The organism is Paucibacter sediminis, from assembly GCF_030254645.1.
Classification (GTDB): domain Bacteria; phylum Pseudomonadota; class Gammaproteobacteria; order Burkholderiales; family Burkholderiaceae_C; genus Paucibacter_B; species Paucibacter_B sediminis.
Genome location: NZ_CP116346.1, coordinates 1,728,463 through 1,754,803, shown reverse-complemented (window position 1 = coordinate 1,754,803; position 26,341 = coordinate 1,728,463). Strand labels below are relative to the sequence as shown.

Genomic DNA, 26,341 nt, shown 5'->3' with positions numbered 1-26,341 from the left:
GGGCCTCGGTGAAGAGCCCGAACAGTGGATTGTCACCCCAATGTAACCATGCCGTAACCACCCGAGCAGGCGTGGTTATGCATTTCCCGAATGAGTTCATGCGCACTTCCGGGGGCCCTTATCGGCAATCGTGCTTTGGGCGACATTTGTCACGAACGGCCGCCTCCGCGACTGCGATCACAATCACGCCACCGCATCAGGAGATTGCAGCAGCGTGAAGGGTCTGGACATCAAGTGGCGTTTGACGGCATTGCTCGTCGCCATCGTCGCGGCCATGACGCTGCTCAGCGCCGGGGGGCTGTGGCGCTTGCGCCAGCTATCGGCCAGCCTGGATTCGTTCTATGCAGACCGGCTGTTGCCGATGCAGCAGCTGCAGCGCATACAGCAGAACCTGCTGGCGGCGAACCTGCTGAGCGTCGGCCGCCTCCTCGAGGGCGACGACGTCGAGCGCGCGCGCAGTGAGCTCACCGTGAACAGCCAGGCCGCCCGCCGCGACTGGGCCGAGTACAAGCGCACCCAGCTGGTCGAGCGCGAGCGCCAGCTGGTGGCGCGCGCCGAGCCGCTGCTGGCCCGCGTGCTGGCGCAGGCCGACAAGCTGGCCGGCCTGCCGCGCGGCGATGCGATGACGGAAGCCGCCCGGCAACTGCAAGGCGAGCTGCGCCAGGCCGATCTGCCGCTGGGGCGGTTGCTGAGCGAACTCGCCGACGTGCAGCTGGTGGTGGCGCGCCAACAATCCGAGGATGGCCAGGACGCGCTGGCGCGCACCGCCTGGCTGACGCTGGGCCTGCTGCTCGGCACCGGCGCCCTGGGGGCGGCCATGGCCTACGGCCTGTGGCGTCGCTATGCCGACGAGCAGGCGCATGCCCTGGCGGCACGCCTGCGCCTGCAGCGCTTTTACAAGGCATTGTCCGAGACCAATCAGCTGATCGTGCACGGCGCCGCCGACGTGTCGGCGCTGTATGCCGGGCTGTGCCGCATCTGCGTCGAAACCGGCCACGCCAGTCTGGCCAGCGTGGTCCTGCTGGACGGCAAGGAATTCGTGCGCACCGCCTTGCATGGGCCGGCGGAACTGCTGATGCCGGGCGTGCCGCAGCGCTGGGCGCTGCAGTCGCGCTTCGGCGCCAGCTCGCTGAGCACCCAGGCGATCTCGCAGAACCGCCATGTGATCAGCAACCGGGCCATGCAAGACCCGCAGCTGCTGCAGCCCGCGGCGCCCCTGATACCGCCCGGGGTCGAAGCCATGGCAGCGCTGGTGCTGCGCCGCGCCGGCCAGCCGATCGGTGCGCTGAGCCTGCTGGCGCCGGAAGCCGGCTTCTTTGATGAGGCGCTACTCGCCCTGCTGGACGAGATGGTGTCCGACGTGTCGTTCGCGCTCGACAACTTCGACCGCGAGCGTGCCCGCGAGCAGGCGCTCGCCGAGGCCCGCCAGCACCAGGCCCTGTTCAGCGCGCTGTTCCACGCCTCGCCGGTGTCCGCGGTGCTGGCGCGCGCCGACACGGGCGAGGTGCTGGAGCTCAACGAGCGCCTCTGCCAGCGCTACGAGCTGCCGCGCGAGGCCTTGCTCGGCAAGCGCCTGTCCAGCCTCGGCGTGGGCCTGCTGCCGGCCGATCAGGCGCAGTTCAATGAGCTGCTCAAGCGCGACGGCCGGGTGCGCTCCCTGCAAGGCCAGGTGCGCAGCAGCAGCGGCAGGCTGCTGCACTCGCTGGTCGACGCCGTGCTGCTCGACTACCAGGGCCAGCCCTGCGTGCTGGCCACCAGCGTCGACATCACCGAGCTGCGTGCCGCCCAGGCCCTGGCTGCCTCCGGCGGCGGCGCGGCTACTGGCGACAATGCCGCCGCCCACAACCCACCCGAACCCCGCCCATGAAGCTACTCAGCCTGAACACCGGCCGCGCCAGCGCGATGGACATCGATGGCCGCAGCGTGCTCACCGGCATCCGCAAGACGCCGCGCGGCGGCGCCGTGGCGCTCGCCACCCTCGGCCTCGAGGGCGACGAGCAGGCCGACCCCAGCGTGCACGGCGGCCTGTCCAAGGCCGTCTACGCCTACCCCAGCGAGCATTACGAGTTCTGGCAGACGGTGCGCGCCCAGGCCCAGGTGGCGGCCTGGGGCCAGGTCTTGCCGCCCGGGTCGCTGGGCGAAAACCTCACCCTCAGCGGCCTGCTCGAGAAGGACGCCTTCATCGGCGACACCCTGCGCTTTGCCGGCGGCGTCGAGCTGCTGGTGAGCGAGCCGCGCTTCCCCTGCTTCAAGTTCAACGCCGTGATGGGCTTCAACAAGGCCGCCAAGCTGATGGCGCAAAGCCTCTGGTGCGGCTTCTACCTGGCGGTGAAGATCCCCGGCGAGCTGGCCGCCGGCGAGACTTTCGAGCTGCTGCCGGGGCCGCGCGAGTTATCCATCCCCGAGCTGTTCCGCGCCAGGATGAAGGGCTAGGGCCTGTTAACACTACGCCAATGGGTCGCGTTGTCGGCCAGAAAGGCCGCAGGCAAGGCGCAAACCGCAGCCGGGTTGGACACCCGGCGAGGATTTGCAACGCGGCCTGCGGCCTTTCTGGCCCCAACCCTGCGGGAAGGCTCGTCTCAGCGGGCCACGCGTTGTTGCAACGCTGGCCCGCACGCGAGTGCGGGCGGCGCGCTGCGCCTAGCTTGGCCCGCTGAGGCGAGCCTTCGCGGCCCATCGGCGTAGTGTTAGCAGGCCCTAATCGCGCAAGGCTTCGATGTCGGCGATGCGCCTGGGCACCTGGCCGGTCAGCAGCTCCGGGCCGGCGGCAGTGACCAGCACATCGTCCTCGATGCGCACGCCGATGTGCCAGTAGCGCTCGGGGATGTCGGCGGCCGGGCTGATGTAGATGCCCGGCTCGGCCGTCAGCACCATGCCGGCCTGGGCCGGGCGCCATGCGCCATCGGGCAGGTGGTAGCGGCCGGCGTCGTGCGTGTCCAGGCCCAGGTAATGGCCGGTGCCGCACATCAGAAAGCGCAGATAGGCCTTGCTCTCCAGCACGCCGTCCAGGCTGCCCTGCAGCAGGCCCAGGTCCAGCAGGCCCTGGCTGACGCCGCGCACATGGGTCTGGTGCAGGCGCTCCAGCGATTCACCCACGCGCAGCGTGGCGATGCCCGCATCGAGCGCGCCCAGCACGATCTCGTAGAGTTCGCGCTGCAGGCCGTTGAAGCGCCGCCCTATCGGCAGGGTCCGCGTAATGTCGGCGTTATAGCCCTGGAAGTCGCAGCCGGCATCGATCAGCAACAGCTCGCCATCGTTGAGCCGCATCTTGTTCTCGACGTAATGCAGGATGCAGGCATTGGCGCCGCCGGCCACGATGGGGTTGTAGGCCGGCCCGCGCGCGCCGCGGCGCCGGTACTCATGCAATAGCTCGGCCTCCACCTCGTACTCGTACTGGCCCGGCCGGGCAAAGCGCATCGCGCGCGTCATCGCCGCGCCGGAGATCTGTGCGGCCTCGTGCATGAGGGCGATCTCGGCCTCGTCCTTGATCACGCGCATCTCGTGCAGCAGCGCGCGCGGGTCGTGCAGGGTGATGGGGAAGACACTGCCCTGGCGGATCGCGCGCGCACCGCGCAGGGTATTGAGCGCGGCAAAGATGCGCTGGTCGCGGCCCGCATCCACGCCGAAGGGATAGTGCAGGCTGCGCTGGCCCTTCAGCAGCTCGGGCAGGCGCTGCTCCAGCTCGGCGATCGGGTAGGCCTCATCCAGGCCCAGAGCCGCGGCCGCGGCGGCGGGCCCCAGGCGGCGGCCATTCCATTGCTCCAGCGCCGCATCGCGCGGCCGGCAGAACAGGATGCTGCGCGGCGTGGCGCCACCGGTCAGCAGCAGCAGCGACTCGGGCTCTTCGAAGCCGCTGAGGTAGTAGAAATCACTGTCGGGCCGCCAGGCCTCGTAGCCATAGCGCCAGCCGTGATAGCGGCTGGCATCGTCCTCACGTTGCGGCAGATGGCTGTTGGGCAGCAGCAGCGCGGCATCGCCGATCGCGGCGAACACGCGCGCGCGCCGCGCCGCCAGGGCTTGAAGCTGGTTCACAAGCAGGCTTTCGATATAAATATATCTAAAGCATACTTGAAATCGACTCAGGCGGCCAGGCTCGGATAGTCGGTATAGCCATGGGCGTCGCCGCCGTACAGCGTGGCGCGGTCCAGCGGCTGCAGCGGCGCGTTCAGGCGCAGGCGGCGCACCAGGTCCGGGTTGGAGATGAAGTCGCGGCCAAAGGACACCAGGTCCGCCTGGCCCTCGGCCACGGCCTTCAGGGCCATCTCGCGGTTGTAGCCGTTGTTGACCATCCAGGGGCCGCCGAAACGCTCGCGCATGGCCCGGTAGTCGAAGGCGGCGATGTCGCGCGCGCCGCCGGTCTGGCCCTCGATGATGTGCAGGAAGGCAAGCTTCAGCGGCGCCAGCTGCTCGGCCACATGGTTGAACAAGGCCTGCGGATCGCTGTCCTGTCCGGCGTCGTTGACCGGCGTCACCGGGCTCAGGCGCAGGCCCGTGCGGCCGGCACCGATGGCCTGGACGATCGCCGTCATCACCTCCACCGTCAGGCGCGCGCGATTCGCGATGCTGCCGCCGTAGGCATCCTGGCGGTCGTTGATGCTGTCGCGCATGAACTGGTCGAGCAGATAGCCGTTCGCGCCATGCACCTCCACCGCATCGAAGCCCGCCTCCATGGCGCAGCGCGCGCCATGCACAAAGGCCGCGATGATGGCGGGCACCTCGTCGGCCCCGAGCGCGCGCGGTGCCGAGATCGGCACAAAGCCCTCGGCGGTGAAGGTCTTGCCATGCGCTGGGCGCGCGGTGGACGAGACCGGCGCGCGGCCCTCTGGCTGGAACACCACATGCGAGATGCGGCCCACATGCCAGAGCTGGGCGGCGATCTTGCCGCCCGCGGCATGCACCGCATCGGTGACCTTGCGCCAGGCGGCGATCTGCGCGGGCGTGTGGATGCCGGGGGTGTCCAGATAGCCCTGGCCCTCGGGCGCCACCTGGGTGCCCTCGCTGATGATCAGCCCGGCGCTGGCGCGCTGACGGTAGTACTCGACCGCCAGCTCACCGGGCAGCAGGCCCTTGGAGCGGCTGCGCGTCAGCGGCGCCATGACGATGCGGTTGGCAAGGGCGAGGTCGCCGATCTGGATGGGGTCGAACAAGCTGGGCATGGCGGGGTCCTGAAGAAGATTGGCCGCCAGCGTAACCAAGCTGGCCGCGCAGCGCCGCCACGCGAGCGACAGCCGCCCGCGATTTGTTGCCTTGCCTTGCGCGCCGGCAAGCTTTGCCGCCAGCCGCTAGACTCGCGCGCACGCCCATGCTGACCCGCCGCCATCTGCTCAGCGCCCTGGCGCTCTCCCCCTCGCTGCCCGCTCGTGCCGACGCGCGCGTGCTGCGCGTCGGGCCCGCCGAGCGCATCCGCAGCCTGGCCGAGGCCGCCAGCCTGGCACGCGACGGTGATCGCATCGAGGTGCAGGCCGGCGACTACGTGGGCGACGTGGCCGTCTGGGGGCGCCATCGCCTGCAGTTGGTGGCCGTGGGTGGCCGGGTGCGCCTGCGAGCTGAAGGCGCGCATGCGCGCGGCAAGGGCATCTTCGTCGTCAGCGGCGAAGGCGTGGAGATCAGCGGCTTCGACTTCATCGGCGCACGCGTGCCCGACACGAACGGCGCCGGCATCCGCTTCGAGCGCGGCTCCCTCACCGTGCGCGACTGCCTGTTCACCCGCTGCGAGATGGGTCTGCTGAGCAACAACGACCCTGCCGCGCAACTCACGCTGGAGGGCTGCGAGTTCTCCCATGGCCATCGCGTGGGTCGCTTCAGCCACCTGCTCTACGTGGGCAGCATCGCCAGCCTGAGCGTCAGCGCCTGCTACTTCCACCATGGCGAGCTGGGTCATTTGCTGAAGAGTCGCGCGGCACGCAACCTGGTCCGCTACAACCGGCTCAGCGACGAAGCGGGAGGCAGTGCCAGCTATGAGCTTGAGTTTCCGAACGGCGGCCAGGCCCTGGTGCTGGGCAATCTGATCGAACAGAGCCCGACAACCGACAACCCGCTGATGATCTCCTTCGGCGCCGAGGGCTACCGGAGCCCCGCGCAACAACTGACCCTGGTGCACAACACCCTGGTCAACCGGCGCCCCGGCGACACCGCCCTGCTGCGGGTCGCGCACGGCACGGTGGCGGTTGGCCTGCACAACAACCTCATTGCCGGCCCGGGCCATCTGCCCGCCGAAGCCGGCTGGGAGTTGGGCCCGAACCCGCAGCTGGGCCTCGCGGACCTGCAGGGCTATGCCCTACCGCCGGCATCGCCGCTGCGCGGCACGGCGGGCCCATTGCCGCCCGACTGGCGGCCCACGCATCAGTACCTGCACCCCTGCCGGACCCAGGCCCTGAGCGGCCCGGCGCGCGATCCCGGCGCCCTCCAGCAGGGCTGAGGCGCTACAGTCCGCACATGCTTGCTTACCGACACGCCTTCCACGCCGGCAACCATGCCGACGTTCTCAAACACCTGGTACTCACGCAGGTGCTGCGCTACATGGGCGAAAAGGAAAAGCCTTACACCCTGGTGGACACCCACGCCGGTGCCGGCGGCTATTCGATCGAGGGCCGCTACGCCCAAAAGAAGGGCGAATACAGCAGCGGCGTGGCGCGCCTCTACGACGCCAAGGACCTGCCGGCGCCGCTGGCCAACTACGTGGACCTGGTGCGCCAGTTCAACACCGATGGCCAGCTGCGCCAGTACCCCGGCTCGCCCGCCATCGCCAATCTGCTGATGCGCGAGCAGGACCGCCTGCGCTGCTACGAGCTGCACCCCACCGATTTCCGCATCCTCGACACCTATCTCTCCACCCGGCCCAACACCCAGGCGAGCGACAAGGACGGCTTTGCCTCGCTGAAGGGCGAGCTGCCGCCGCCCTCGCGCCGCGGCGTGGTGCTGATGGACCCGCCCTACGAGATCAAGACCGATTACGCCAAGGTGCTGGCCGCCCTGCGTGAGGGCCTGCAGCGCTTCCCGGACTGCGTCTTCATGATCTGGTATCCGCAGCTGGCGCTGCTGGAATCCACCCAGCTGGCGCAGCGCCTCAAGGCCTCGGCCGACGCCGCGGCCAAGAAGGGCTGGCTGCATGTGCGCCTGACCGTGGACCAGCCCGACGAGCGCGGCTTCGGCATGCTGGGCAGCGGCATGTTCATCGCCAACCCGCCCTTCACCCTGCACGACGATCTGCAGGCCTGCCTGCCCTATCTGGTGGAGAAGCTGGGCCAGTACGACGGCGCCAACTTCGTGCTGGAGCAGCGCGCGGTTTGATCAATAGGCCAGGGTGAAGCGCTGCTGCAGGTGCTTGGGCGCTTCCAGCTCGTCGACGATGGCCAGCGCCAGGTCGGCGACCGAGATGTGCGAATGGCCCTCGGCGTCGGCCAGCAACTCATCGCGGCCCAGGCGGTAGCTGCCGCGGCGCTCGCCCGGCTCCAGATGCGCCGGCGGCGAGACAAAGCTCCAGTCCAGTTCATTCTCTGCACGGATGCGGTTCAGCGCCTCGCGCGCCGCCAGCGCGCCGGGCTTCCACTGCGCGGGGAACTCCGCCGTGTCCACCAGTTGCACGCCCGCTGCCACGAACAGGCTGCCGGCGCCGCCCACCACGATCAGGCGCTTCACGCCGGCCTGCTTGAGGCCGGCGTTGATGGCGGCCGAGCCGCGCAAGAATTCTTCATACAGATTCGGGTTGGTCCAGCCGGCGTTGTAGGCGCTCACCACCGCGTCCACGCCGCGCACCGCGGCGGCCACCGAATCGGGCTGCAGCACATCGGCCTGGCGTGCCTCCACGCCGGCCTGTGGCGCCCATTTGGATGGCTCGCGCAACAAGGCCACCACCTGGTGTCCACGCGCGAGCAATTCCTTCAACACCGCCGAGCCGACGAAACCGGTGGCACCAATCAGAGCGATCTTCATAAGAGTCCTGTGTCTGCCCTGGCAGGTGGGCCTGCGGGCGCTTGTTGCGATGCCTGAACTTTATGGACTTCACAATCACCGCATAAGTCCTCAAAATCACCATCCATTGTTTAGATCATCTACATGCTTGACCAACTCAAGCGCATGGCGGTGCTGGCCACGGTGGTGGACCAGGGCAGCTTTGTGGCCGCCGCCAAGCGCCTCAAGACCACCACCTCGGCGGTGAGCCAGCAGGTGCGCGCGCTCGAGCGCGACATGGGTGTGACGCTCTTGCACCGCTCCACCCGCAAGCTCAGCCTCACGCCCGCGGGGGCGCGCTTTCACGCGGGCTGCGCCGCCATGCTGGCGGCCGCGCAGGGGGCACAGGCTCAGCTGCTGCAGCTGCGCGATGCCCCCGAGGGCGAGCTGCGCATCGCCTGCCCGGTGGGTTTTGCGCGCCAGCTCGGGCCGGCCCTGGCGCCGCTGCTGGCCGCCCACCCGGGCCTCAGCCTGCATCTGGAGGTGGAGGATGGCTTCACCGATCTGGTGGCCCAGCGCATCGACCTCGCCATCCGCTTCGGCCGCCTGCCCGACAGCAGCTGGGTGGCGCAGCGCATCGGCGCACAGGCCCTGTCCCTCTTTGCCGCCCCGGCCTATCTGGCCCGCCATGGTGTGCCGGCCAATGTTTCCGACCTCACCCGGCACGACTGGCTGGCCCTGCGCCCCGGCACCGACAGCGTCCACACCCTCCATCTGCAGCAGGGCCAGGAAGCGCCACAGACCCTGCGCATCAGCCCGCGCGCCAGCAGCAACAACCAGCTCAGCCTGCAGCAGCTCTGCGAAGCCGGCCTGGGCCTGGCCATGCTGGGCCATGACGATGTGCGCGAGGCCAGCCTGGCGGGCCGCCTGCTGCCGCTCATGCCCGGCCTGCAGCTGCCGCCCCTGCCCATCTACGCCCTCACCCCGCAACGCGACGCCCAGCCCGCCAAGGTGCGCTACGCGATCCAGGCCCTGCAACAACACCTCGCCTCCGCATGAACCAGCACGACGCACTCAAGAACGGCCCCCTCACCGGCCTGAAGGTCCTCGAACTCGGCCAGCTCATCGCCGGCCCCTTTGCCGGCAAGACCCTGGGCGATTTCGGCGCCGAGGTCATCAAGGTGGAGCCGCCCGCGAGCTCTGACTCACCCGGGGGCGACCCGCTGCGCCAGTGGCGCATGCTGCACGAGGGTGAAAGCGTCTGGTGGCAGGTGCAGAGCCGCAACAAGCAGAGCATCACCCTGGACCTGCGCGAGCCGGCCGACCGCGCCATCGCGCGCCGCCTGGCCGCCGAGGCCGATGTGCTGATCGAGAACTTCCGCCCCGGCCTGATGGAGGAATGGGGGCTGGACTACGCAGGCCTGAGCGCCGCCAACCCGCGCCTGATCATGCTGCGCATCAGCGGCTACGGCCAGACCGGCCCCTACCGCGACCTGCCCGGCTTTGCCGTGGTGGCCGAGGCCATGGGCGGCCTGCGCCATCTGATGGGCGAACCCGGCCGGCCCCCGGTGCGCGCCGGCGTCAGCCTGGGCGACACGCTGGCGGCCCTGCACGGCGTGATCGGCGTGCTGCTGGCGCTGCAGGCGCGCGCCAGCACCGGCCGCGGCCAGGAGATCGACGTGGCGCTCTACGAGGCGGTGTTCAACTGCATGGAGTCGCTGCTGCCCGAGTACAGCGCCTTCGGTGCGGTGCGCCAGCCCGCCGGCTCGGCCCTGCCGGGCATCGCGCCCAGCAACGCCTACCGCTGCGCCGACGGCCAGGTGGTGATCGGCGGCAACGGCGATTCGATCTACAAGCGCCTGATGACGGCGATCGGTCGGGAGGACCTGGGGCAAGACCCGACCCTCGCCGGCAACGCCGGCCGCGCCGCGCGCGTCGACGAGCTCGACGCCGCCATCACCGCCTGGACCGTGCAGCGCCCGGTGGCCGAGGTGGTGGCGCTGCTGCAGGCCGCGCGCGTGCCGGTGGGCCGCATCTACACGGCCAGGGACATTGCCGAAGACCCGCACTACCGCGCACGCCGGATGATCGAAACCATCACCACCGCCGGCGGCCTGCGCCTGGACGTGCCCGGCATCTGCCCCAAGCTCAGCGACACCCCCGGGTCGATACGCAGCCTGGCGCCCGCCCTGGGTGAGCACAATGCGCAACTGCGCGACCCGCTGCGCTAATCCCATGCCTCCCAGCCCTGCCGCCCTCGCCCGCATCCTGCCCTTCGCCGCCTTCATGGCCCTGCTGGGCCTGCGGGGCATGCTGCCGGAGCTGCCGGGCCTCGATGCGCGCTGGATCTACAGCCTCAACCTGCTCATCGTCGGCGGCCTGCTGGCCTGGTACTGGCGCGAGTACGGCGAGCTCTACCGCAAGAACCTGCCCACGGCGCGCGAGGCCGGCTTCAGCGCCGCCATCGGCCTGGTGGTGTTTGCGCTCTGGATCGAGCTGGACGCGCCCTGGATGCAGCTCACCAGCCCCACCGCCAGCTTCTTCCCGGTGGACGCCAGCGGCGCGCTGATCTGGCCCCTGGTGCTGGTGCGCTGGCTGGGCGCGGCCCTGCTGGTGCCGGTGATGGAAGAGCTGTTCTGGCGCAGCTGGCTGATGCGCTGGCTGGAAAGCCCGCAGTTCGAGGCGGTGGCGCCGCAGCGCGTCGGGCTCAAGGCCATCGCCCTCTCCACCTTCGTCTTCATGCTCGCCCACACCCTCTGGCTGGCCGCCATCATCGCCGGCCTCGCCTATGCCCTGCTCTACATCCGCACCGGCAAGCTCTGGTGCGCGGTGCTGGCGCATGCGGTCACGAACGGCGCGCTGGGGATCTGGGTGGTGCAGACGCGGCAGTGGCAGTTCTGGTAGGCGCACGCTGCAGATGGCGGAAATGCTCGAACAGCCATGCGCGCATGCCCATCACCAGGCTGTAGGCGCGCTTCTCTGCCTCGGGCAGCCGCTGGTCCAGCAGGTGCTGACGCGCGAAGTCCTCGGCCACGCGCTGCAGCCGCTCCTTCAATTCGCGCGCCGCGCCATGGCCCAGCTGGCCATGCACCAGCATCAGCAGCTCGGCCTCGCCGTCGAAGCCGCCTGAGAAGAAATCCCCCATCACCTGCTCGCGGAAGAACTGCATGACCGGCCCCTGCGGGCGCCAGCGGAAGGTCTTGGCCACCTGCAGCTTGTAGCGGTTCAGGGGCTTGAGCTCGATGATGCCCAGGCGGTCCAGCTGCGCCAGGTAGCGCGTCAGCTCGGCCTCGCTGACGCGGTAGCTGGCCAGGATCTGCTCGGCGCTCCACTGGCTCAGGCAGCAGATCGCCGTCAGCAGCAGCTTGGCATCGGCCACCACCGCGCGCTCCTGCGCCAGCGTGAGCTCGCGGCGCTGCGGCTGGCGCTGCGCCAGGCGGGCCGCGAGTTCGGCAAAGTCGGTCTTCAGCACGCGGCAGACCTCATCCACGCGCGACAGCGGCATCTCGCCGCCGGCCGCGAACATGCGCTTGACGCTGGACTCCGACAGCTTCAGCTCCACGGCCAGCGCGGCATAGCTGATGCCTGCCTGCTTGAGTTCGGCCTTGATGAGATCGACGAGGGCGGAAGAGGTACTCATGCCGGCACGGTAGCGCATCTTGCTACCGGCGGGCGCGGCAGGCGCCACCGCGGCCGGCCGTCGCGGACAGAACGTCTGGTCGCGATCAGCATTCAGCCATGCCGGCCTGCGGATACCAAGCGCAATTACCGAGGCCGGCCTTGCCCAATGGCCCGATGATCGCGCCATTCAAAACAAAGGGAGGATGAAAGCCATGCACCAACAGTTCAACAAGGTCCGCCGCGACACCAATGCCTGGCGTTATCAGGTCTGGATCTCCTTCGGCATCAGCTTGTCGCTCTGCGCCATCGGCCTGGCCTGGCTGCCCGGCAACGACCTCGACCGTGCCTTCATGGTGATGGGTTATGTGTTCTGCCTCTCCACCGCCTTTGCGCTCGCCAAGTTCGTGCGCGACAACCAGGAGCGCGTGGTCGACACGCCGATGTGGCAGCTGGTGGTCTGGGGCGGTTTCGTCCTGGCCATGTCGCTGACCGGCTGGGACCTCTGGCGCATGGAGATACAGCCGGTCTGGAAGGCCTATCTGCTGGTGTGCTGGCTTTACCTGATCTCGAATGTGTTCACCCTCGCCAAGATGCTGCGCGACGCCCACGAGGCCGACCTGCAGGAGGCGCGCCAGCAGGGCCGCCGCGAAGCCAGCCGCGAATTGCCCGACGCCGCTTGAGGACCGAAACGCCATGACGAAACATCTGCTGCAAGCCAGCCTGCTGTGCCTCGCCCTGCTGGGCCAGGCCCGGGCGCAATCCACCACCGCCTCCGAGGCGAGCGCGCTCTCGATGCTGCCGGTGGCGGTCTCGGTGGCGGCGCCGGCGCTGCTGCTGTCGGCCGGCGCGATGCTGACGGTGGTGGCGGTGGAGGCCAGCGCCAGCGGCACCGTCTGGGTGCTGCAGCGCGCCTCCGATGGCGCGCGCCTGAGCGTGCGCTTTGCCAGCCAGGCACTGGCCGGCGCGGCGCTGGCGGTGGGCACGGTGGTGACGGTGGCGGTCATCAGCACTGGCACCCTGCTCTCGGCCGCCGGCGAGGCCATCGCCTTCATCCCGAACGAGATCGGGGCCTCGCTGCTCTACAACGAGAAGCTGACACGATGAGGCGCTGGCCGATGCTGCTGGTGCTGCTGGGCGCGGGCGCCGCCCAGGCCGGCCGGCCCTGCGAGGACAAGCCGCTCAGGCCCGAGCAGGTCGAGCGCGGCATGGGCCTGGCCCTGACCACCGCGCGCCAACTCGATGCCAGCGGCGCCGAGGTGGTGTTGCTGGCGCGCGCCGGGCAGGACCTCGGCAAATACGGCCTGCAATGGTCGCACCTGGGCTTCGCCTACCGCGATGGCAGCGGCGGTGATCGAACAAGGCCGGTATGGCGGGTGCTGCACAAGCTCAACCAATGCGGCACGGCGCGCAGCGATCTGTATCGCCAGGGCCTGGGCGAGTTCTTCATGGACCGGCCGTACCGCTACGAGGCCGCCTTCGTGGTGCTCACGCCGGCGCTGCAGCAGGCCCTGTTGCCCCTGCTGCACGACAACGCCCAGCTGCCGCGCCTGCACGAGCCGCGCTACAACATGGTGGCCTATCCCTGGGGCGGCGGCTACCAGCAAAGCAACCAATGGGCGCTGGAAACCCTGGCGCTGGCGGCCGATGCGCAGAACCGCTCGCGCGCGCTGGCGCAGGGCTGGCTGAAGGCCCGGGGCTACCAGCCCAGCGACCTGCGCCTGTCCACCGCCACGCGCCTGGGCGCGCGCATCGGCATGGCCAATGTCACATTCGACGATCATCCTTCGGCGCGGCGCTTCGCCGGCCATATCGAAACCGTCACGGTCGATTCCATCTTCGCCTGGCTGCCCCGTGCGGGCCTGGGCGGCGCCATGCAAGAAGTGAAAGAACAGTGAAAGTCCACCCATGAGCTCACCAGGTCACCCCAACCAGTTCGCCCTGCTCGCGCAGCGCCGCTTCGCGCCCTTCTTCTGGACCCAGTTCCTCGGCGCCGGCAACGACAACCTGTTCAAGTTCGCCTTCACCGTGATGGTGACCTACCAGCTGCAGGTGAGCTGGCTGCCGCCGGCCCAGGCGGGGCTGGCGATCGGCGCGCTCTTCATCCTGCCCTTCGTGCTGTTCTCGGCCACCAGCGGCCAGCTTGCCGACAAGCTCGACAAGACGCTGCTGATGCGCTGGGTCAAGAACCTCGAGATCGCCATCATGGCGCTGGCCGGCTGGGGCTTCATGCAGGCCGAGGTGCCGGTGCTGCTGGCCTGCGTGTTCCTGATGGGCCTGCATTCCACCCTGTTCGGGCCGGTGAAATTCGCCTACCTGCCGCAGCAGCTGAACGAGCGCGAACTCACCGGCGGCAATGGCATGGTGGAGATGGGCACCTTCGTGGCCATCCTGCTGGGCAATGTGGCCGGCGGCCTGCTGATCGCCACGCCGCAGGTGGGCGCCAGCCATGTGGCGATGGCCGCGCTGGGAGTGGCCCTGCTGGGCCGGCTGACGGCGCAGGCGATTCCACTCACCCCCGCCACCGACCCCGGCTTGCAGATCAACTGGAACCCGGTCTCGGAGACCTGGCGCAATCTCAAGCTGGCGCATGAGCAGCTGGCGGTGTTCCGCTCGCTGCTGGGCATCTCCTGGATGTGGTTCTTCGGCGCGGTCTTCCTGGCCAACTTCCCGTCCTTTGCCAAGGAGGTGCTGCATGGCAACGAGCAGGTGGCCTCGCTGCTGTTGGTGGTGTTCTCGATCGGCATCGGCGTCGGCTCGCTGCTATGCGAGGTGCTGTCCAAGCGCCATGTGGAGATCGGCCTGGTGCCGCTGGGCGCGATCGGCATGAGCGTGTTCGCGATCGATCTCTATGTCGCCGCGCATGCGCTGCCGCCGGTGACGCAGCAGCTCGGCCTGGCCGAGTTCCTGGCCCAGCACGCGCATTGGCGCGTGCTCGCCGACCTGTGCCTGCTGGCGCTGTTCGCCGGCCTCTACAGCGTGCCCATGTATGCGCTGATCCAGCTGCGCGCGCAGCCCACGCACCGTGCCCGCATCATTGCCGCCAACAACATCCTCAACGCCCTGTTCATGATCGCCAGCTCGGTGCTGGCCGGCGCGCTGCTGGGCGCGGGGCTCTCCATCCCCGAGATCTTCCTGGCGGTGGGCCTGGCCAATGCGGTGGTGGCGGCCTACATCTTCCTGGTGGTGCCCGAGTACCTGCTGCGCTTCATCGCCTTCATGCTCTCGCGCCTGGTGTACCGCTACCGCCTGCGCGGTGACGAGCACATCCCCACTAGCGGCCCGGCCCTGCTGGTCTGCAACCATGTCAGCTTCATCGATGCGGTGCTCTTGATGGCCGCCAGCCCGCGCCCGATCCGCTTCATCATGGACCACCGCATCTTCGCCACGCCGGTGCTGGGCTGGCTGTTCCGCCTGGCCAAGTGCATCCCGATCGCGCCGCAGAAGGACGATCCCGCCACCTACGAGGCCGCCTTCGCGCAGGCGCGCGCGGTGCTGGCCGATGGCGAGTTGTTGGGCATCTTCCCCGAGGGCGGCATCACCCGCGACGGCAGCTTGCAGCCCTTCAAGGGCGGCGTGATGAAGATCGTCGAAGGCCTCCCGGATGTGCCGGTCGTGCCGCTGGCGCTGCAGAACCTCTGGGGCTCCTTCTTCTCGCGCGTGGAGCGCGGCGAGGCCATGGTCAAGCCCTTCCGCCGCGGCCTGTTCAGCCGCGTCGGGCTGGTGGCGGGCGCGCCGCTGGCGGCGGCCGAGGTCAGCCCGGAGCGCCTGCGCAACGAGGTCAGCGCGCTGCTGGCGAGCTGAGCGCCAAGCTCAGGCCCAGCTCAGGCTTGTTGCGAGAACAGCTGCCGCCACGCGCGCAGGCGCCGCCGCAGCAAGCAGCGCAGCGCGCGCGCCTGGCGCCACAGCAGGCTGCTGCGCACCCAGGCCAGCAGGCCTTCCTTCCAGGCCGTCCAGCGCGCATACAGGCGCGCAAACCAGCCCAGCCGCATCAGCGCCGGCTGGCTCAGCATGAAGAGCCGCGCCAGCACGGCCGTGCCCACCAGCTTGGCGATCAGGATCACGGCCAGGCCCAGCAGGGCGCGGCCCTGGGCGATCAGCCACAGCGCCAGCAGCTTGACGGGCAAGAGCAGCAGGGCCGGCGCCAGCAGCAGGGCCAGCGCCGCATAGGGCGGCAGGCGCCGGATGCCGGCCTCCAGTTGGCGCAGCAGCGGCAGGCGGCCCAGCCAGGCCATGGCGCGCTGCAAGGGCGTCCAACCCCATTCCTCGAACAGGATGATCAGCGCCAGCAGCAGCCGCGCCAGCCAGCGCAGGGGAGCCATGAGCTTCTTCAGCATGAGGCCATCATGGCCCTAAGTGGATGCCCTGCCAAAGGGCACGGCCGGCACGCCTAGAGCCCGCGCGCGCGGTCCGCCGCAAACTGCAGGCGGAAGGCCTCGAAGGTCCCCGCGTCCAGCGCCTCGCGCACCTCTTGCATCAGGTTGAGGTAGTAGTGCAGGTTGTGGATGCTGGTGAGCATGGGGCCCAGCATCTCGCCGCAGCGGTCCAGGTGGTGCAGATAGGCGCGGCTGAAGGTCTTGCAGGTATAGCAGCCGCAGGTCTCGTCCACCGGGCGCGCATCGGTCTTGTAGCGCGCATTGCGCAGGCGCAGATCGCCGAAGCGGGTGAACAGGTGGCCGTTGCGCGCATTGCGCGTGGGCATCACGCAATCGAACATGTCGATGCCCTGGGCCACGCCCTCCACCAGGTCCTCCGGCGTGCCCACGCCCATCAGGTAGCGCGGCTTGTGGCTGGGGAGCTGGTGGCCGATATGGGCCAGCACGCGCTGCATATCGTCCTTGGGCTCGCCCACGCTGAGGCCGCCGATGGCGTAGCCCGGCAGGTCCAGCGCGGCCAGGCCGGCCAGCGATTCATCGCGCAGCTTTTCGAACATACCGCCCTGCACGATGCCGAACAGGGCGTTGGGGTTCTGCAGGCGCGCGAACTCGTCCTGGCAGCGCTTGGCCCAGCGCAAGCTCATCTCCATCGACTTGCGCGCTTCCAGCTCGGTGGTGATGTGGCCCTTGGTCTCGTAGGGCGTGCACTCGTCGAACTGCATCACGATGTCGGAGTTCAGCACCGTCTGGATCTGCATGCTGATCTCGGGCGTGAGGAAGAGCTTGTCGCCATTCACCGGCGAGGCGAACTTGACGCCCTCTTCCGAGATCTTGCGCATCTCGCCGAGCGACCAGACCTGGAAGCCGCCGCTGTCGGTGAGGATGGGCTTGTTCCAGCTCTCGAACTGATGCAGGCCGCCGAACTGCTTCATGATGTCCAGGCCCGGCCGCATCCAGAGGTGGAAGGTATTGCCCAGGATGATCTGCGCACCCATCTCCTCCAGCGAGCGCGGCATCACCCCCTTCACCGTGCCGTAGGTACCCACGGGCATGAAGATGGGCGTCTGCACGACGCCATGGTTGAGGGTGAGCGTGCCACGGCGTGCGCGGCCCTCGGTCTTGAGGAGTTCGAACTTCAGCATGATGGGGCGATTGTCGCAGGGGACAATCGCGCCACCATGCCCTTCAGCCTTGCCGCCCCCGTCCACAGCGAAGTCGTGATCAAGAAAAGCCGCTTCATCGGCTGTGTGGAGCCCTGTGCGGGTCGCGTTGAAGCCTTGCGCAGAGTGAATGAACTTCGTGAACAGCACGTCAGTGCTGTTCACGTCTGCTGGGCCCTGATGGCAGGCGGGCAGTCGGCCGCCAACGACGACGGCGAACCCGGCGGCACCGCCGGCCGCCCCATGCTGGAGGTGCTGCGCCACCAGGATCTGGAGGGCGTGCTGGCCACCGTGGTGCGCTACTGGGGCGGCAGCAAGCTGGGCGCCGGCGGCCTGGTGCGCGCCTATACCGATGCGGTGGCCCAGGCCCTCTTGAAGGCCGAGAAGGTGCCGCTGCTGCGCCTCGCCCAGCTGCGCTGCACCGTGCCCTATGCGCTGGAGGGGCTGCTGCGCCGCGAGATCGAGCTGGCCCAGGCGCAGCTGCTGGAGGTCCAGCATGGCGCCCAGGTGGAGTTCCACCTGGCCCTGGCCGAGCCGGCCGCGGCCGGCTTCGTGGCCCGGCTCAACGAGAGCGGTCAGGGTCGGGTGGGCTGGTTGCGGACAGAGCCCTAAGTTTCTCGGGATTGCGCATGATGTAGACCGCGCCCAGGCGCCCGGGCTGGGCCGCCGGCGCCAGCGCCACCGCCTGCACCGGCGTGCCATCGGCCTGGAACACCAGATAACCCGCAAGGCCATTGATCTGCGCCGGGCGCACGCGGAGCTGGCTGAGGTCCAGATGCTTGCCAAAGCCCACCAGGGCCTTGGCGATGCGCGCGCCGCCGTGCAGCGGCCGCGGCACCGCGTTCACGATGCCGCCGCCATCGGTGAGCAGCACCGCGTCGTCGGCCAGCACCTGGGCCAGCGCCTCCACGTCGCCACGCATGAGGGCCCCGGCAAAGGCGGCCAGCAGGCGCTGCCGCTCCTCCTCCTGCACCTCCACGCGCGCATAGTCGGCCTTCACATGGGCGCGCGCGCGGCTGGCCAGCTGGCGGCAGGCGGCGGGGCTGCGCTGCAGGCGCGTGGCCAGCTCGTCGAAATCCAGCTCGAACACATCGTGCAGCAGGAAGGCGGCCCGCTCCAGCGGCGTGAGCCGCTCCAGTGCCAGCATAAAGGCCATCGAGACATCCTGGGCCCATTCGCTGCGCGCCTCGGGCCCGGGCGACCAGGCCTCGGCCTCGTCCACCAGCGGCTCGGGCAGCCAGGTGCCCACATAGAGCTCGCGCCGCCTGCTGGCGGACTGCAGCTTGTCCAGGCAGAGATTGGTGGCCAGGCGCGAGAGAAAGGCGCCCGCATGCAAGACCTGACCCTCATCGACCTCGGCCCAGCGCAGCCAGGCCTCCTGCACGATGTCCTCGGCCTCGGCGCGCGAGCCCAGCATGCGGTAGGCCAGCGCGCGCAGGCTGCGCGCATGCGCGCGGTCAAAGCGCAGTGCGCGTGCCGCCGGGCTCAGGTCCAGGCCCTCGTCCATCAAGCCTGCTCCAGCCCGATCAGGATGCGCGCGTGGGCACACCCAGGCCATGGGCCCTGGGCCCTGCAGGCGGCTTGGTGGAGGGCGGTAACGTTCATTCCGTGGCTCCCTGTGCTCAGGACAATCCAGCCTTGTCCAGGCCGTAGGCCGCATCGTAGGCGCCCGGCGCGGTGCGGAAGGCGATGCTGGCGCGGTTCCAGCCATTGATGGCCATCACCCGGTAGGTGAGGTCGGCCAGCTCGGGCTCGGAGAACTGCGCGCGCGCCAGCGCATAGAGCTCGTCGGGCACGCCCTCGGGTGCCAAGCGGGTGAGCGCCTCGGTCCAGGCCAGGGCGGCGCGCTCGCGGGCGCTGAACAGGGCCGACTCGCGCCAGATCGCCAGATGGTGCAGGCGCAGCTCGCGCTCGCCGTGCAGCTTGGCCTCCTTGACATGCATGTCGAGGCAGAAGGCGCAACCGTTCAGCTGCGAGGCGCGGATGTCGATCAGATGGGACAGCACCGGGTCGAGGCTGCTGTCCTGGATGGCAAGGCTGAAGTCCAGGAACTTCTTGAACAGGGTGGGGGATTGCTGCGTGTGGTTGAGGCGTGGGCTGCTCATGGCGAGATCCTTGGGTTGCTTGTTGAATGAGTGATGAATGAATGGGGGCTGTGCACATAAGACGAGGCGGCTTGGGCGTTTGTGACATCAGGGCGCTGCGCCCAGCTCCAGCCGGGTGCAGCTCTGCCCGCGCCCGAGCGCGTGCTTGAGGGCCGGGAAGCTGCGCGCCACCACCACCGCCAGCGCCAGGCTGGCCAGCGCACGGGGGCCATGCAGGCGCAGCAGCTCCTCGCGCAGCTCGGCCAATGCCGGCGCGTGGGCGAGCGCGGCGCGGGCGTAGCGCCAGCCCAGGCGCATCTCGGCCGGCATCGCGGCCTCGTCTTCGGCCAGCAGGGCCTGCAGGGCCGGCCGCGGCACGCCGGCCTGCAGCGCCATGTCCAGCATCAGCTGGCTGCAGGGGCCGCAGTCCTCGTGCCGGGTGGCGGCGAACTTGGCCGCATAGAGCAGGGCCGGGGGCAGGTCTTGCGCAAAGGCCGCCAGGCCGAACAGCTTGCTGAACTGGAGAAAGGCCCGCGGGCTGAGCTCGAACAGCTCGCGCGCATAGCTCATGTCATAGCGGTAGCGGCGTTCGAAGCGCGCCAGGCGCCAATGCACGATGGGACGCAGCAGCCCTTCAAACATGGCGCAGCTCCCGCTCGGGCAGGGCCAGCCACAGCGCCGCCAGCGCGCTCAGCTGCACGCCCGGCACATCGCGCAGGAACTGGCCCCAGCCGCAGCGGCCGCTCGCCAGTTCCCAGGCATGCACGCCGGCATGCAGCAGCAGAAAGCCGGCGCCGCACAGTGCGGCCGCGGCACCGGGCTGCGGCCGCAGCGCACGCCAGAGCAGGCCGGCCGCGGCCACCAGATAGGCGCAACCGATGTCCCGCACAAAGTGCAGGTTCAGCGGGCCGGTGTAGAACACGCCGGGCATGGCCGCGTACCAGTCGGCCGGCGCCAGCAACATGCTGGCACCATTGGCCGCCAGCGCCAGGGCCAGCAGCGGCCGCAAGAACCTCTTCACCATCGTCGTCTCCAGGGCTGTTCACCCCCACAAGACGAGATGGCCGGCCGGCTTGTGACATGCCGGCCGCGCGCGGCCTCAGGGCGCCGTGCGCTCCAGCAGCATCGCATCCCCGTAGCTGAAGAAGCGGTAGCCCTGCGCGATCGCGTGGCGGTACAGCGCCATCACGGGCTCGTAGCCGGCAAAGGCGCTCACCAGCATCATCAGCGTGCTCTTGGGCAGGTGGAAGTTGGTGACCAGGCGATCGACCACGCGGAACTCGAAGCCCGGGGTGATGAAGATGGCGGTCTCGCGCGCGCCGGCCTGCAGCGTGCCGTCCTGGGCGGCGGACTCGAGCGCGCGCAGCGTGGTCGTGCCCACCGCCACCACCTTGCCGCCGCGCGCCCGCGTGGCGGCGATCGCCGCCACCGTCTCGGCCGGCACCTCGAACCACTCGCTGTGCATCTTGTGATCGCTCAGGCGCTCCACGCGCACCGGCTGGAAGGTGCCGGCGCCCACATGCAGGGTCACATGGGCCGTGCCTATGCCGCGCTCGGCCAAAGCGGCCAGCACGCCCTCGTCGAAATGCAGGGCCGCGGTGGGCGCCGCCACCGCGCCGGGCTCGCGCGCGAACACGGTCTGGTAGCGCCGCACATCGTCGGCCTCGTCGGCATGCTCGATATAGGGCGGCAGCGGCACATGGCCATGCTGCTCCAGCAGGGCAAAGGGGTCGCTGGGGAAGCGCAGGTGGAACATGCCGCCGTCCGGCCCACAGCGGCCCAGCACCTTGGCATCGAAGGCCTCGTTGAAGCGCACGACACTGCCGGGCTTGGGGCTCTTGCTGGCGCGCAGATGGGCCCAGACTTCGAGGGTGCCGGGCAGCACGCGCTCGATCAGCGCCTCGACCGAGCCACCGGTCTGCTTGGCGCCATAGAGCCGCGCCTTGATGACCTTGGTGTTGTTGAACACCAGCAGGTCGCCGGGGTTCAGCAGGCCGGGCAGTTCACGGAACACCCGGTCCACCGGGTGATCCGCACGCCCGTCGAGCAGACGCGAGGCGCTGCGCTCGGGGGCGGGATGCTGGGCAATCAGTTCGGGCGGGAGCGCGAAGTCGAAGTCGCTCACGTTGAAGGGGGGACGGGACATGGTGTTGAGGGCCGGACGGACCCGTGCCAAGCAGGGGCAGCGATTGTCCCATGCCCGTCGCCGCTACTTGCCGCCGGTGCCCGTGGCCAGCACGGTTCCCATCGTGCCGGTGATCCAGCCCAGGCGTGCGTCGGCAAAGCGTATCGAACCCAGCAGCTGGCGTGTGCCGCTGCGCTGCGCGACCCAGCTCTTGCCGCCGTCGCGCGTTGCCAGCACCGTGCCTCGCGCGCCCACAATCCAGCCCTGCTGCGCATCGAGGAAGAAGATGTCGCGCAGCGCGGGCAGGTCCGTCGACAGGCTCAGCTTGCGCCATTGGCGCCCACCATCGTCGGACTTGAGCACCACGCCGGCATCGCCCACGGCCCAGAGTGTCTGGGCATCGCTGGCCACCAACTGGTGCAGGCACTCGGCGGTGCCGCTGCTGCGCCGGGTCCAGGTCTTGCCTGCGTCCAGGCTTTCGGCCAGCAGGCCGCCCTCGCCCAGCGCCCACCAATGCAGGGCATCCAGCTGACGCAGCGCCTGCGTGCCCGCGGGCACGGCCAGCGCGGACCAGTTGGCCCCGCCGTCCTGCGTCGCCACAAAGCGCGGCCGCAGCGGCGCCGCCATGGCCCAGCCCAGTTGGGAATCGGCAAACTCGACACGTACCCAGTCGCTGCTCGCGCTCAGCATCTGGGCCCAGCTGGCGCCACCGTCGGCGCTGCGCTGCAGCTTGCCATCGCCGGCAATCATCCAGACCGCGGCGGTGGACAGCATCTGCAGCTGCACCGTGCCGGCCGTCAGGTCACTGCGCCTGAGCTGCCAGGTCCTGCCGCCATCACCAGTGGCCCAGAGCTCGCCACCTGCGCTCAGGCGCAGGCCATGCTGGGCGTCCGCAAAGGAAAGCGCCGGCGCGGCTTCGCTGCGGTCGCTCGCGCTGCCGGCCAGGCGTTGCCAGCTTTGCGCACCGTCGCTGCTGAGGAAGAACTGGCCGTCGTTGTCGCGCAGCAGATAGCGCTGCGGGCCCAGCGACTGCAGCTCCAGCCAGGCCACCTTGCGCCCGGGCGGATGCTGGGCCGCCTGCCAGCTCACGCCCCAGTCCGGGCTCAGCCAGACCTCACCAAAACGTCTGAACAGCAAACCCTGACCCTGCAGGGCCAGCAGATCCTCGCCGTACCTGCAGCAGGAGATCTCATCGCGCATGGCAGCCCAGCGAGCGCCGCCATCGCGGCTGATGTAAGGCGTGCCGTTGTGGCTCGCGATCATCACATCGTCGCTGGCGCTGAAGCGCTCGAACTTGAGCCATTCCCACAGCCAAGCCGGCGAGACGATGCCGCTGGGCACGATCTTCTGCCAGCTCTGGCCGCCGTCGCGGCTGCGCCAGAGCATGTTCTTGCGCATCCAGCCCTGGTTAATGTCGTAACGCTCGCCCACCGCGTTGACGAGGATCTGCTGCTCGTCCAGCACCAGCAGCTGAGCCGCGTACTGGAACATATAGTCCTCGTGCGCCAGCGTCAGCACCAGTTCGGGCTGGCGGCCCAGCGAGCGCGCGCGATAGACCCGGCCATGCTCCTCGGTCCAGACCGTGCCTGCCGGCCCCACGGCGTCGGGGCGGCGCTCGACGCGTTGCCAGTCAAGACCGGCGTTCTCGCTGACCCAGAAGCTGTAGCGATCCAGCAGCAGCAGACGCTGCGCATCCAGCGCGCGCAGCACCAGCTGCGGGTTCTCCTGCGGCAGGGGCGCGGCACGGCGCTGCCAGCTGCTGCCACCGTCGGCCGTCCACAACAGGGTGCCCGGCTGGCCCAGTACAAAGCCCTGCTGCGTGTCGAGAAACTGCAGGGCATAGAGGTCGGCATCCACGCCGCTCGGCTGCCGTGTCCAGCTCAGCCCACCGTCCACGCTCTTGAAAATATCGCCCGCGTCGCCCACGCGCCAGGCCGTCTGGGCGTCGACGAACTGCATCGCCTGCGCGGCATTGCCGCCCGCTTGCCAACACCAGGCGCTCGAGCCCGGGCCGCTGCAATCGAGCCCCAGCACCGGCGCCTGATGCTGGACCGATACCGGCCAGCTGGCCTCGCGGCTCTCGCCGTACTCATTGCTGACGCGCAGGCGCACCACATAGTCGCCGGCACGGGCGAATCGGTAACTGGGCTTGGGCGCCTGGCTGACGCCGCCATCGCCGAAACTCCAGGCAAAGCTCAAGCCGGCCAGTTCGGCCGCCGTGCTGCCAAATTGGGCCGGCGCGGCCACATCGGCCGTCGCGGCCGCCTGGATCTGCAGCGTGGCGGGCAAGGGCGTAGGGCCGCCAGATTCGCCACCACAGGCCGCCAGGGCCAGCACGGCAACAGCAGTCCAGGCCCTTGGCCACGGCAGAGTAGTTCGACTCAAGCTATGCCCCACGCCGCTCGCTCCTGTCAGAAACCGCCGGTCCCGGTGGCCAGCACGATGCCATTCTCGCCAAAGGCCCAGACCGTCTTGGCGTCCTGGATAAGCAGCGCCAGCAGACTTTGCTGCGTCGACTGCGCCTGCTGCTTCCAGCTTTTGCCGCCGTCATCGGTGGCCAGCAGCAGGCCAGCATCGCCAACGATCCAGCCGTGCAGCGCGTCGGCAAACTGAACATCGTTCAGTGCGCCGGCCGCACCCACGTCCTGCCGCAGCCAGGTCCTGCCTGCATCGGCGCTGCTGAGCACCAGCCCCTTGCTGCCCACCGCCCAGATCTTGCCGCCCGCCTGGCGATGCAGGCGCCGCACGTAAAGCCCAGGCCCGGACACCGAATCGGAGTCGGCGCTGTAGACGGTGCTGAAGTCTGCCGAGTCCGCCTTGACGAGGAAGAGGCCGCCGGTGCGCAGCCCATTGCCGCCCGCCGCCAGCACCTCACCGTTCTCCAGCGTCAGCAGCTGCCTCACGTCAACCGGCAGTGTGGCGCGCATGGCCCAACTCTGACCACCGTCGCTGCTGCGGTAGACGATGCTGCCCTGCCAGTTGCTCACCGCCATGATCCCCTCGGTTTCGCTGCTGAAACGCAGGGCCTGCAGCGCACCGCCAAATTCAGATCCGCCGCTCGGCACGGCCCACACCTGCGACCAGTTGGCGCCGCCGTCGCGGGTACGGAACAGCAGGCCAAAGTCGGCCACCACCCAACCCGTGTTGGCCGAGACGAATTGCAGGCTGCCGATATCACCCATCGCAAACATCGGCGGCGCCTGCCAGCTGCGGCCGTAGTCGCTGCTGCGCAGCAGCTGACTGCCGCTGTAGGCGAACAGGCGGCCCGGCGTCGGCATCGCGGCCGAGCCGATAGCGCCCGCCAGTGCCCCGCCACCAAAGCCAAGGGCCAGATCTGCTGAGCCGAAATGCGGGACCAACAGCTGCCAAGCCCCCTTGCCATCGTACGAACGCAAAGGGCGCCCGCTGAGCAGCACGCCCTGGCCGGCCAATGAGCTCAGGGATTCGGGCAATCCGCCCAGGCCCACTTGCAAGGCCTGCCAGCTGGCGCCCGCATCGGCGCTGACCCAGGAGTTCCTTGCGTCATTCGTGACGAGCAGCGTGCTTGCATTCACCACATGGCGGATCGAGGCGCCTGACTCCGGGGCTGTCACGGCCGTCCAGGTCTCGCCGCCATCGACGCTCCGGTACAAGGTCGCGCCGCCACCGCCCACGTTGCTGTGGCTCGCCCAATACTGGCCAGCGCCAGCCGGCCAGAACGCCACGTCGCCCCTCAGACTGAACCGCGAATACAGCAGCTGGGGAATGCCGGTGGACGCAACCCGCTTCCAGGTCTGGCCGCTATCGGTGCTGGTGCACAACACCACCTGATCCACGAAATGCTGCCAGCCGCCTTCGTTGGAGGCAGAAATCTGCCAGCTCACGCTCAGCAATTCGCTGCGCGAAGCCGCCTGTATCAAGCGCCAACCCGTGGCGCTGCCCTGACAAGCGGCGGGCAACTCCCCCGCCACGGACTCATGCAGGCCCAGATCCAGCGATCGCACGACCTGCAAGCTCTTGCCGTCGCCCGTCCACTCGGTTCGGTACAGGCTGCCATCCTTGGCTTGCGAGTCGTAGCGCTGCGCCGACGCGAACCAGCTGGCGCCGCCATCGGCGCTCACCCACAGGCTTGTCGTCGCCAGGTCGGCGCTCACGCTTGTCACCGACAGCAAATCGCCGCCGTGGTTGCGCAGCGGACTGCTTCCCAATGGCGCAGAGAGCCGGCCAACGCGGCGGAAGCCGGCGCCGCCATCGTCACTGCGCCAGACACCACCGTCCGCCCCCAGCACCCAGGACTTGTTGGCATCGACCAGGGCAAAGCTGTGCAGCTTGCCGGCATCGGGCAGGCGCAGCAACTGCCAGTTGCGGCCACCGTCCGCGGTCTTGCTGAGCTGCCGCTCGTCGGTCAGTACCCAACCGAGCTGGGCGGAGACAAAGTTCGCCTGCGTCAGCGCCGCGCCCGTCGGCAGCGGCGCCTGCCAGCACCAGCCGGAAGCCTCAGCGCCCGAGCAGATGCGGCCGGCCAGATGAGCCTTGTTGCTGAGGCTCAGCTTGAAGCTGCTGCTGCGGCTTTGCCCGGCCTCGTTGCTCAGCTTCAGCTGCACCTCGTAATCGCCGGCCTTGGCGTAGGCATGCTTGGGGCTGGCCTCGGTGCTGCCGCTGCCATCGCCGAAATTCCATTCATAGCGCAAGCCGGCGGCGCTGCCAGCACTGCTGCCGAACTGCACCGCCGCGGCCAGATCACTCGCTGCCGGTGCCGAGATGCTGAGCACCTCCGGCAAGGGCGCCGGCGGCGCGATGCTGGCGCCATCGCCACCTCCTCCGCAAGCACTCAGTAGTCCGACGACAAGCGCGGCCGCGGCCGCGCGCCATTTCTTCTGCGTCTTTCGCTGCATGTAACCCTCCCTGGGTTGTGACTTATTTTTGGGGCATTCTGCACGAAGCCCGGTGGCAATGGACGCATGGCGCACGGGTGCCCTTGGAGCGCGACCACAGTTGGCTAGACTCGCCTTGTGATCGCTGCCGAGCCACCCAGGTGAACCGCCGCCAATTGCACGGCTTGGCGCTCGCCTGCCTGGCAGGCGGCCTGCGTGGCGCAAGGGCCGCCGA

Annotated in this window: 25 protein-coding genes; 12 read left to right on the top strand and 13 right to left on the bottom strand. The window is 69.2% G+C overall.

Annotation, left to right across the window (positions count from 1 at the left end):
- The first annotated feature begins 130 nt into the window (after window positions 1-130).
- Window positions 131-1,867 (top strand): MCP four helix bundle domain-containing protein, encoded by a 1,737-nt coding sequence (locus PFX98_RS07940; protein ID WP_342399176.1) that lies wholly within the window; start codon window positions 131-133, stop codon window positions 1,865-1,867.
- On the top strand, window positions 1,864-2,433 hold the full coding sequence (locus PFX98_RS07935) for an MOSC domain-containing protein (protein WP_285234648.1): 570 nt from the start codon (window positions 1,864-1,866) through the stop codon (window positions 2,431-2,433). The genes PFX98_RS07940 and PFX98_RS07935 overlap by 4 nt, the downstream gene beginning before the upstream one ends.
- Before the next feature lie 264 nt (window positions 2,434-2,697).
- Here PFX98_RS07935 and PFX98_RS07930 read toward each other — a convergent pair whose 3' ends face one another.
- A complete protein-coding gene (locus PFX98_RS07930; protein WP_285234647.1) occupies window positions 2,698-4,032 on the bottom strand; it encodes an aminopeptidase P N-terminal domain-containing protein in 1,335 nt (444 codons plus the stop codon).
- Between the two features lie 47 nt (window positions 4,033-4,079).
- A complete protein-coding gene (locus tag PFX98_RS07925) occupies window positions 4,080-5,156 on the bottom strand; it encodes an alkene reductase (protein WP_285234646.1) in 1,077 nt (358 codons plus the stop codon).
- Between the two features lie 146 nt (window positions 5,157-5,302).
- On the opposite strand from PFX98_RS07925, the gene PFX98_RS07920 reads away from it, so the two are divergent.
- On the top strand, window positions 5,303-6,418 hold the full coding sequence (locus PFX98_RS07920; RefSeq protein ID WP_285234645.1) for a right-handed parallel beta-helix repeat-containing protein: 1,116 nt from the start codon (window positions 5,303-5,305) through the stop codon (window positions 6,416-6,418).
- Window positions 6,419-6,435: 17 nt separating this feature from the next.
- Window positions 6,436-7,290 carry a 23S rRNA (adenine(2030)-N(6))-methyltransferase RlmJ gene (locus PFX98_RS07915; protein WP_285234644.1) on the top strand — a complete coding sequence of 285 codons (855 nt, stop codon included), beginning with the start codon at window positions 6,436-6,438 and terminating at the stop codon, window positions 7,288-7,290.
- On the opposite strand, the gene PFX98_RS07910 is transcribed toward PFX98_RS07915, so the two are convergent.
- Window positions 7,291-7,932 (bottom strand): NAD(P)-dependent oxidoreductase, encoded by a 642-nt coding sequence (locus PFX98_RS07910; protein WP_285234643.1) that lies wholly within the window; start codon window positions 7,930-7,932, stop codon window positions 7,291-7,293.
- A gap of 123 nt (window positions 7,933-8,055) precedes the next feature.
- On the opposite strand from PFX98_RS07910, the gene PFX98_RS07905 reads away from it, so the two are divergent.
- Genes PFX98_RS07905 through PFX98_RS07895 form a run of 3 tightly spaced genes read left to right on the top strand, consistent with a single transcriptional unit; the run spans window position 8,056 to window position 10,794 of the window.
- Window positions 8,056-8,949 (top strand): LysR family transcriptional regulator, encoded by an 894-nt coding sequence (locus tag PFX98_RS07905; protein ID WP_285234642.1) that lies wholly within the window; start codon window positions 8,056-8,058, stop codon window positions 8,947-8,949.
- Window positions 8,946-10,121 carry a CaiB/BaiF CoA transferase family protein gene (locus PFX98_RS07900; RefSeq protein ID WP_285234641.1) on the top strand — a complete coding sequence of 392 codons (1,176 nt, stop codon included), beginning with the start codon at window positions 8,946-8,948 and terminating at the stop codon, window positions 10,119-10,121. Before PFX98_RS07905 ends, PFX98_RS07900 begins: the two co-directional genes overlap by 4 nt.
- Before the next feature lie 4 nt (window positions 10,122-10,125).
- Window positions 10,126-10,794, top strand: a complete 669-nt coding sequence (locus tag PFX98_RS07895) for a CAAX prenyl protease-related protein (protein WP_285234640.1) — start codon at window positions 10,126-10,128, stop codon at window positions 10,792-10,794.
- On the opposite strand, the gene PFX98_RS07890 is transcribed toward PFX98_RS07895, so the two are convergent.
- Window positions 10,736-11,530, bottom strand: a complete 795-nt coding sequence (locus PFX98_RS07890) for a helix-turn-helix domain-containing protein (RefSeq protein WP_285234639.1) — start codon at window positions 11,528-11,530, stop codon at window positions 10,736-10,738. The two genes, PFX98_RS07895 and PFX98_RS07890, sit on opposite strands and share 59 nt — an antisense overlap.
- Window positions 11,531-11,723: 193 nt before the next feature.
- Here PFX98_RS07890 and PFX98_RS07885 point away from each other — a divergent pair, with 193 nt between their 5' ends.
- Genes PFX98_RS07885 through PFX98_RS07870 form a run of 4 tightly spaced genes read left to right on the top strand, consistent with a single transcriptional unit; the run spans window position 11,724 to window position 15,312 of the window.
- A complete protein-coding gene (locus PFX98_RS07885; RefSeq protein ID WP_285234638.1) occupies window positions 11,724-12,191 on the top strand; it encodes a YiaA/YiaB family inner membrane protein in 468 nt (155 codons plus the stop codon).
- A gap of 13 nt (window positions 12,192-12,204) precedes the next feature.
- Window positions 12,205-12,615 (top strand): hypothetical protein, encoded by a 411-nt coding sequence (locus PFX98_RS07880; protein WP_285234637.1) that lies wholly within the window; start codon window positions 12,205-12,207, stop codon window positions 12,613-12,615.
- A complete protein-coding gene (locus PFX98_RS07875) occupies window positions 12,612-13,406 on the top strand; it encodes a DUF2145 domain-containing protein (protein ID WP_285234636.1) in 795 nt (264 codons plus the stop codon). The genes PFX98_RS07880 and PFX98_RS07875 overlap by 4 nt, the downstream gene beginning before the upstream one ends.
- Window positions 13,407-13,416: 10 nt before the next feature.
- On the top strand, window positions 13,417-15,312 hold the full coding sequence (locus PFX98_RS07870) for an MFS transporter (protein WP_285234635.1): 1,896 nt from the start codon (window positions 13,417-13,419) through the stop codon (window positions 15,310-15,312).
- A 20-nt stretch (window positions 15,313-15,332) separates the two neighbouring features.
- Here the strand turns inward: PFX98_RS07870 and PFX98_RS07865 are convergent, their stop codons facing one another.
- Both PFX98_RS07865 and tgt read right to left on the bottom strand, forming a co-directional pair.
- A complete protein-coding gene (locus PFX98_RS07865) occupies window positions 15,333-15,845 on the bottom strand; it encodes a hypothetical protein (protein WP_285234634.1) in 513 nt (170 codons plus the stop codon).
- A gap of 53 nt (window positions 15,846-15,898) precedes the next feature.
- Window positions 15,899-17,026 carry a tRNA guanosine(34) transglycosylase Tgt gene (gene tgt, locus PFX98_RS07860; protein ID WP_285234633.1) on the bottom strand — a complete coding sequence of 376 codons (1,128 nt, stop codon included), beginning with the start codon at window positions 17,024-17,026 and terminating at the stop codon, window positions 15,899-15,901.
- Window positions 17,027-17,062: 36 nt separating this feature from the next.
- Between tgt and PFX98_RS07855 the strand changes: the two genes are divergently transcribed.
- A complete protein-coding gene (locus PFX98_RS07855) occupies window positions 17,063-17,656 on the top strand; it encodes an IMPACT family protein (RefSeq protein WP_285234632.1) in 594 nt (197 codons plus the stop codon).
- Here PFX98_RS07855 and sigJ read toward each other — a convergent pair.
- From sigJ to PFX98_RS07820, 7 genes are all read right to left on the bottom strand, one after another.
- On the bottom strand, window positions 17,607-18,551 hold the full coding sequence (gene sigJ, locus PFX98_RS07850) for an RNA polymerase sigma factor SigJ (RefSeq protein ID WP_285234631.1): 945 nt from the start codon (window positions 18,549-18,551) through the stop codon (window positions 17,607-17,609). The genes PFX98_RS07855 and sigJ overlap by 50 nt on opposite strands.
- A gap of 115 nt (window positions 18,552-18,666) precedes the next feature.
- Window positions 18,667-19,149, bottom strand: coding sequence for a carboxymuconolactone decarboxylase family protein (locus PFX98_RS07845; protein ID WP_285234630.1), 483 nt, complete (start codon window positions 19,147-19,149; stop codon window positions 18,667-18,669).
- 87 nt (window positions 19,150-19,236) lie between these two features.
- A complete protein-coding gene (locus PFX98_RS07840) occupies window positions 19,237-19,770 on the bottom strand; it encodes a hypothetical protein (RefSeq protein WP_285234629.1) in 534 nt (177 codons plus the stop codon).
- Window positions 19,763-20,152, bottom strand: a complete 390-nt coding sequence (locus PFX98_RS07835) for a hypothetical protein (RefSeq protein WP_285234628.1) — start codon at window positions 20,150-20,152, stop codon at window positions 19,763-19,765. Before PFX98_RS07835 ends, PFX98_RS07840 begins: the two co-directional genes overlap by 8 nt.
- A 75-nt stretch (window positions 20,153-20,227) precedes the next feature.
- Window positions 20,228-21,274, bottom strand: coding sequence for a tRNA preQ1(34) S-adenosylmethionine ribosyltransferase-isomerase QueA (gene queA, locus PFX98_RS07830; RefSeq protein ID WP_285234627.1), 1,047 nt, complete (start codon window positions 21,272-21,274; stop codon window positions 20,228-20,230).
- Window positions 21,275-21,337: 63 nt separating this feature from the next.
- The gene (locus tag PFX98_RS07825) at window positions 21,338-23,542 is read right to left on the bottom strand and encodes a YCF48-related protein (protein ID WP_285234626.1); all 2,205 of its coding nucleotides are present in this window, start codon (window positions 23,540-23,542) and stop codon (window positions 21,338-21,340) included.
- Between the two features lie 122 nt (window positions 23,543-23,664).
- A complete protein-coding gene (locus PFX98_RS07820) occupies window positions 23,665-26,331 on the bottom strand; it encodes a YCF48-related protein (RefSeq protein ID WP_285234625.1) in 2,667 nt (888 codons plus the stop codon).
- Between the last annotated feature and the right edge of the window lie 10 nt (window positions 26,332-26,341).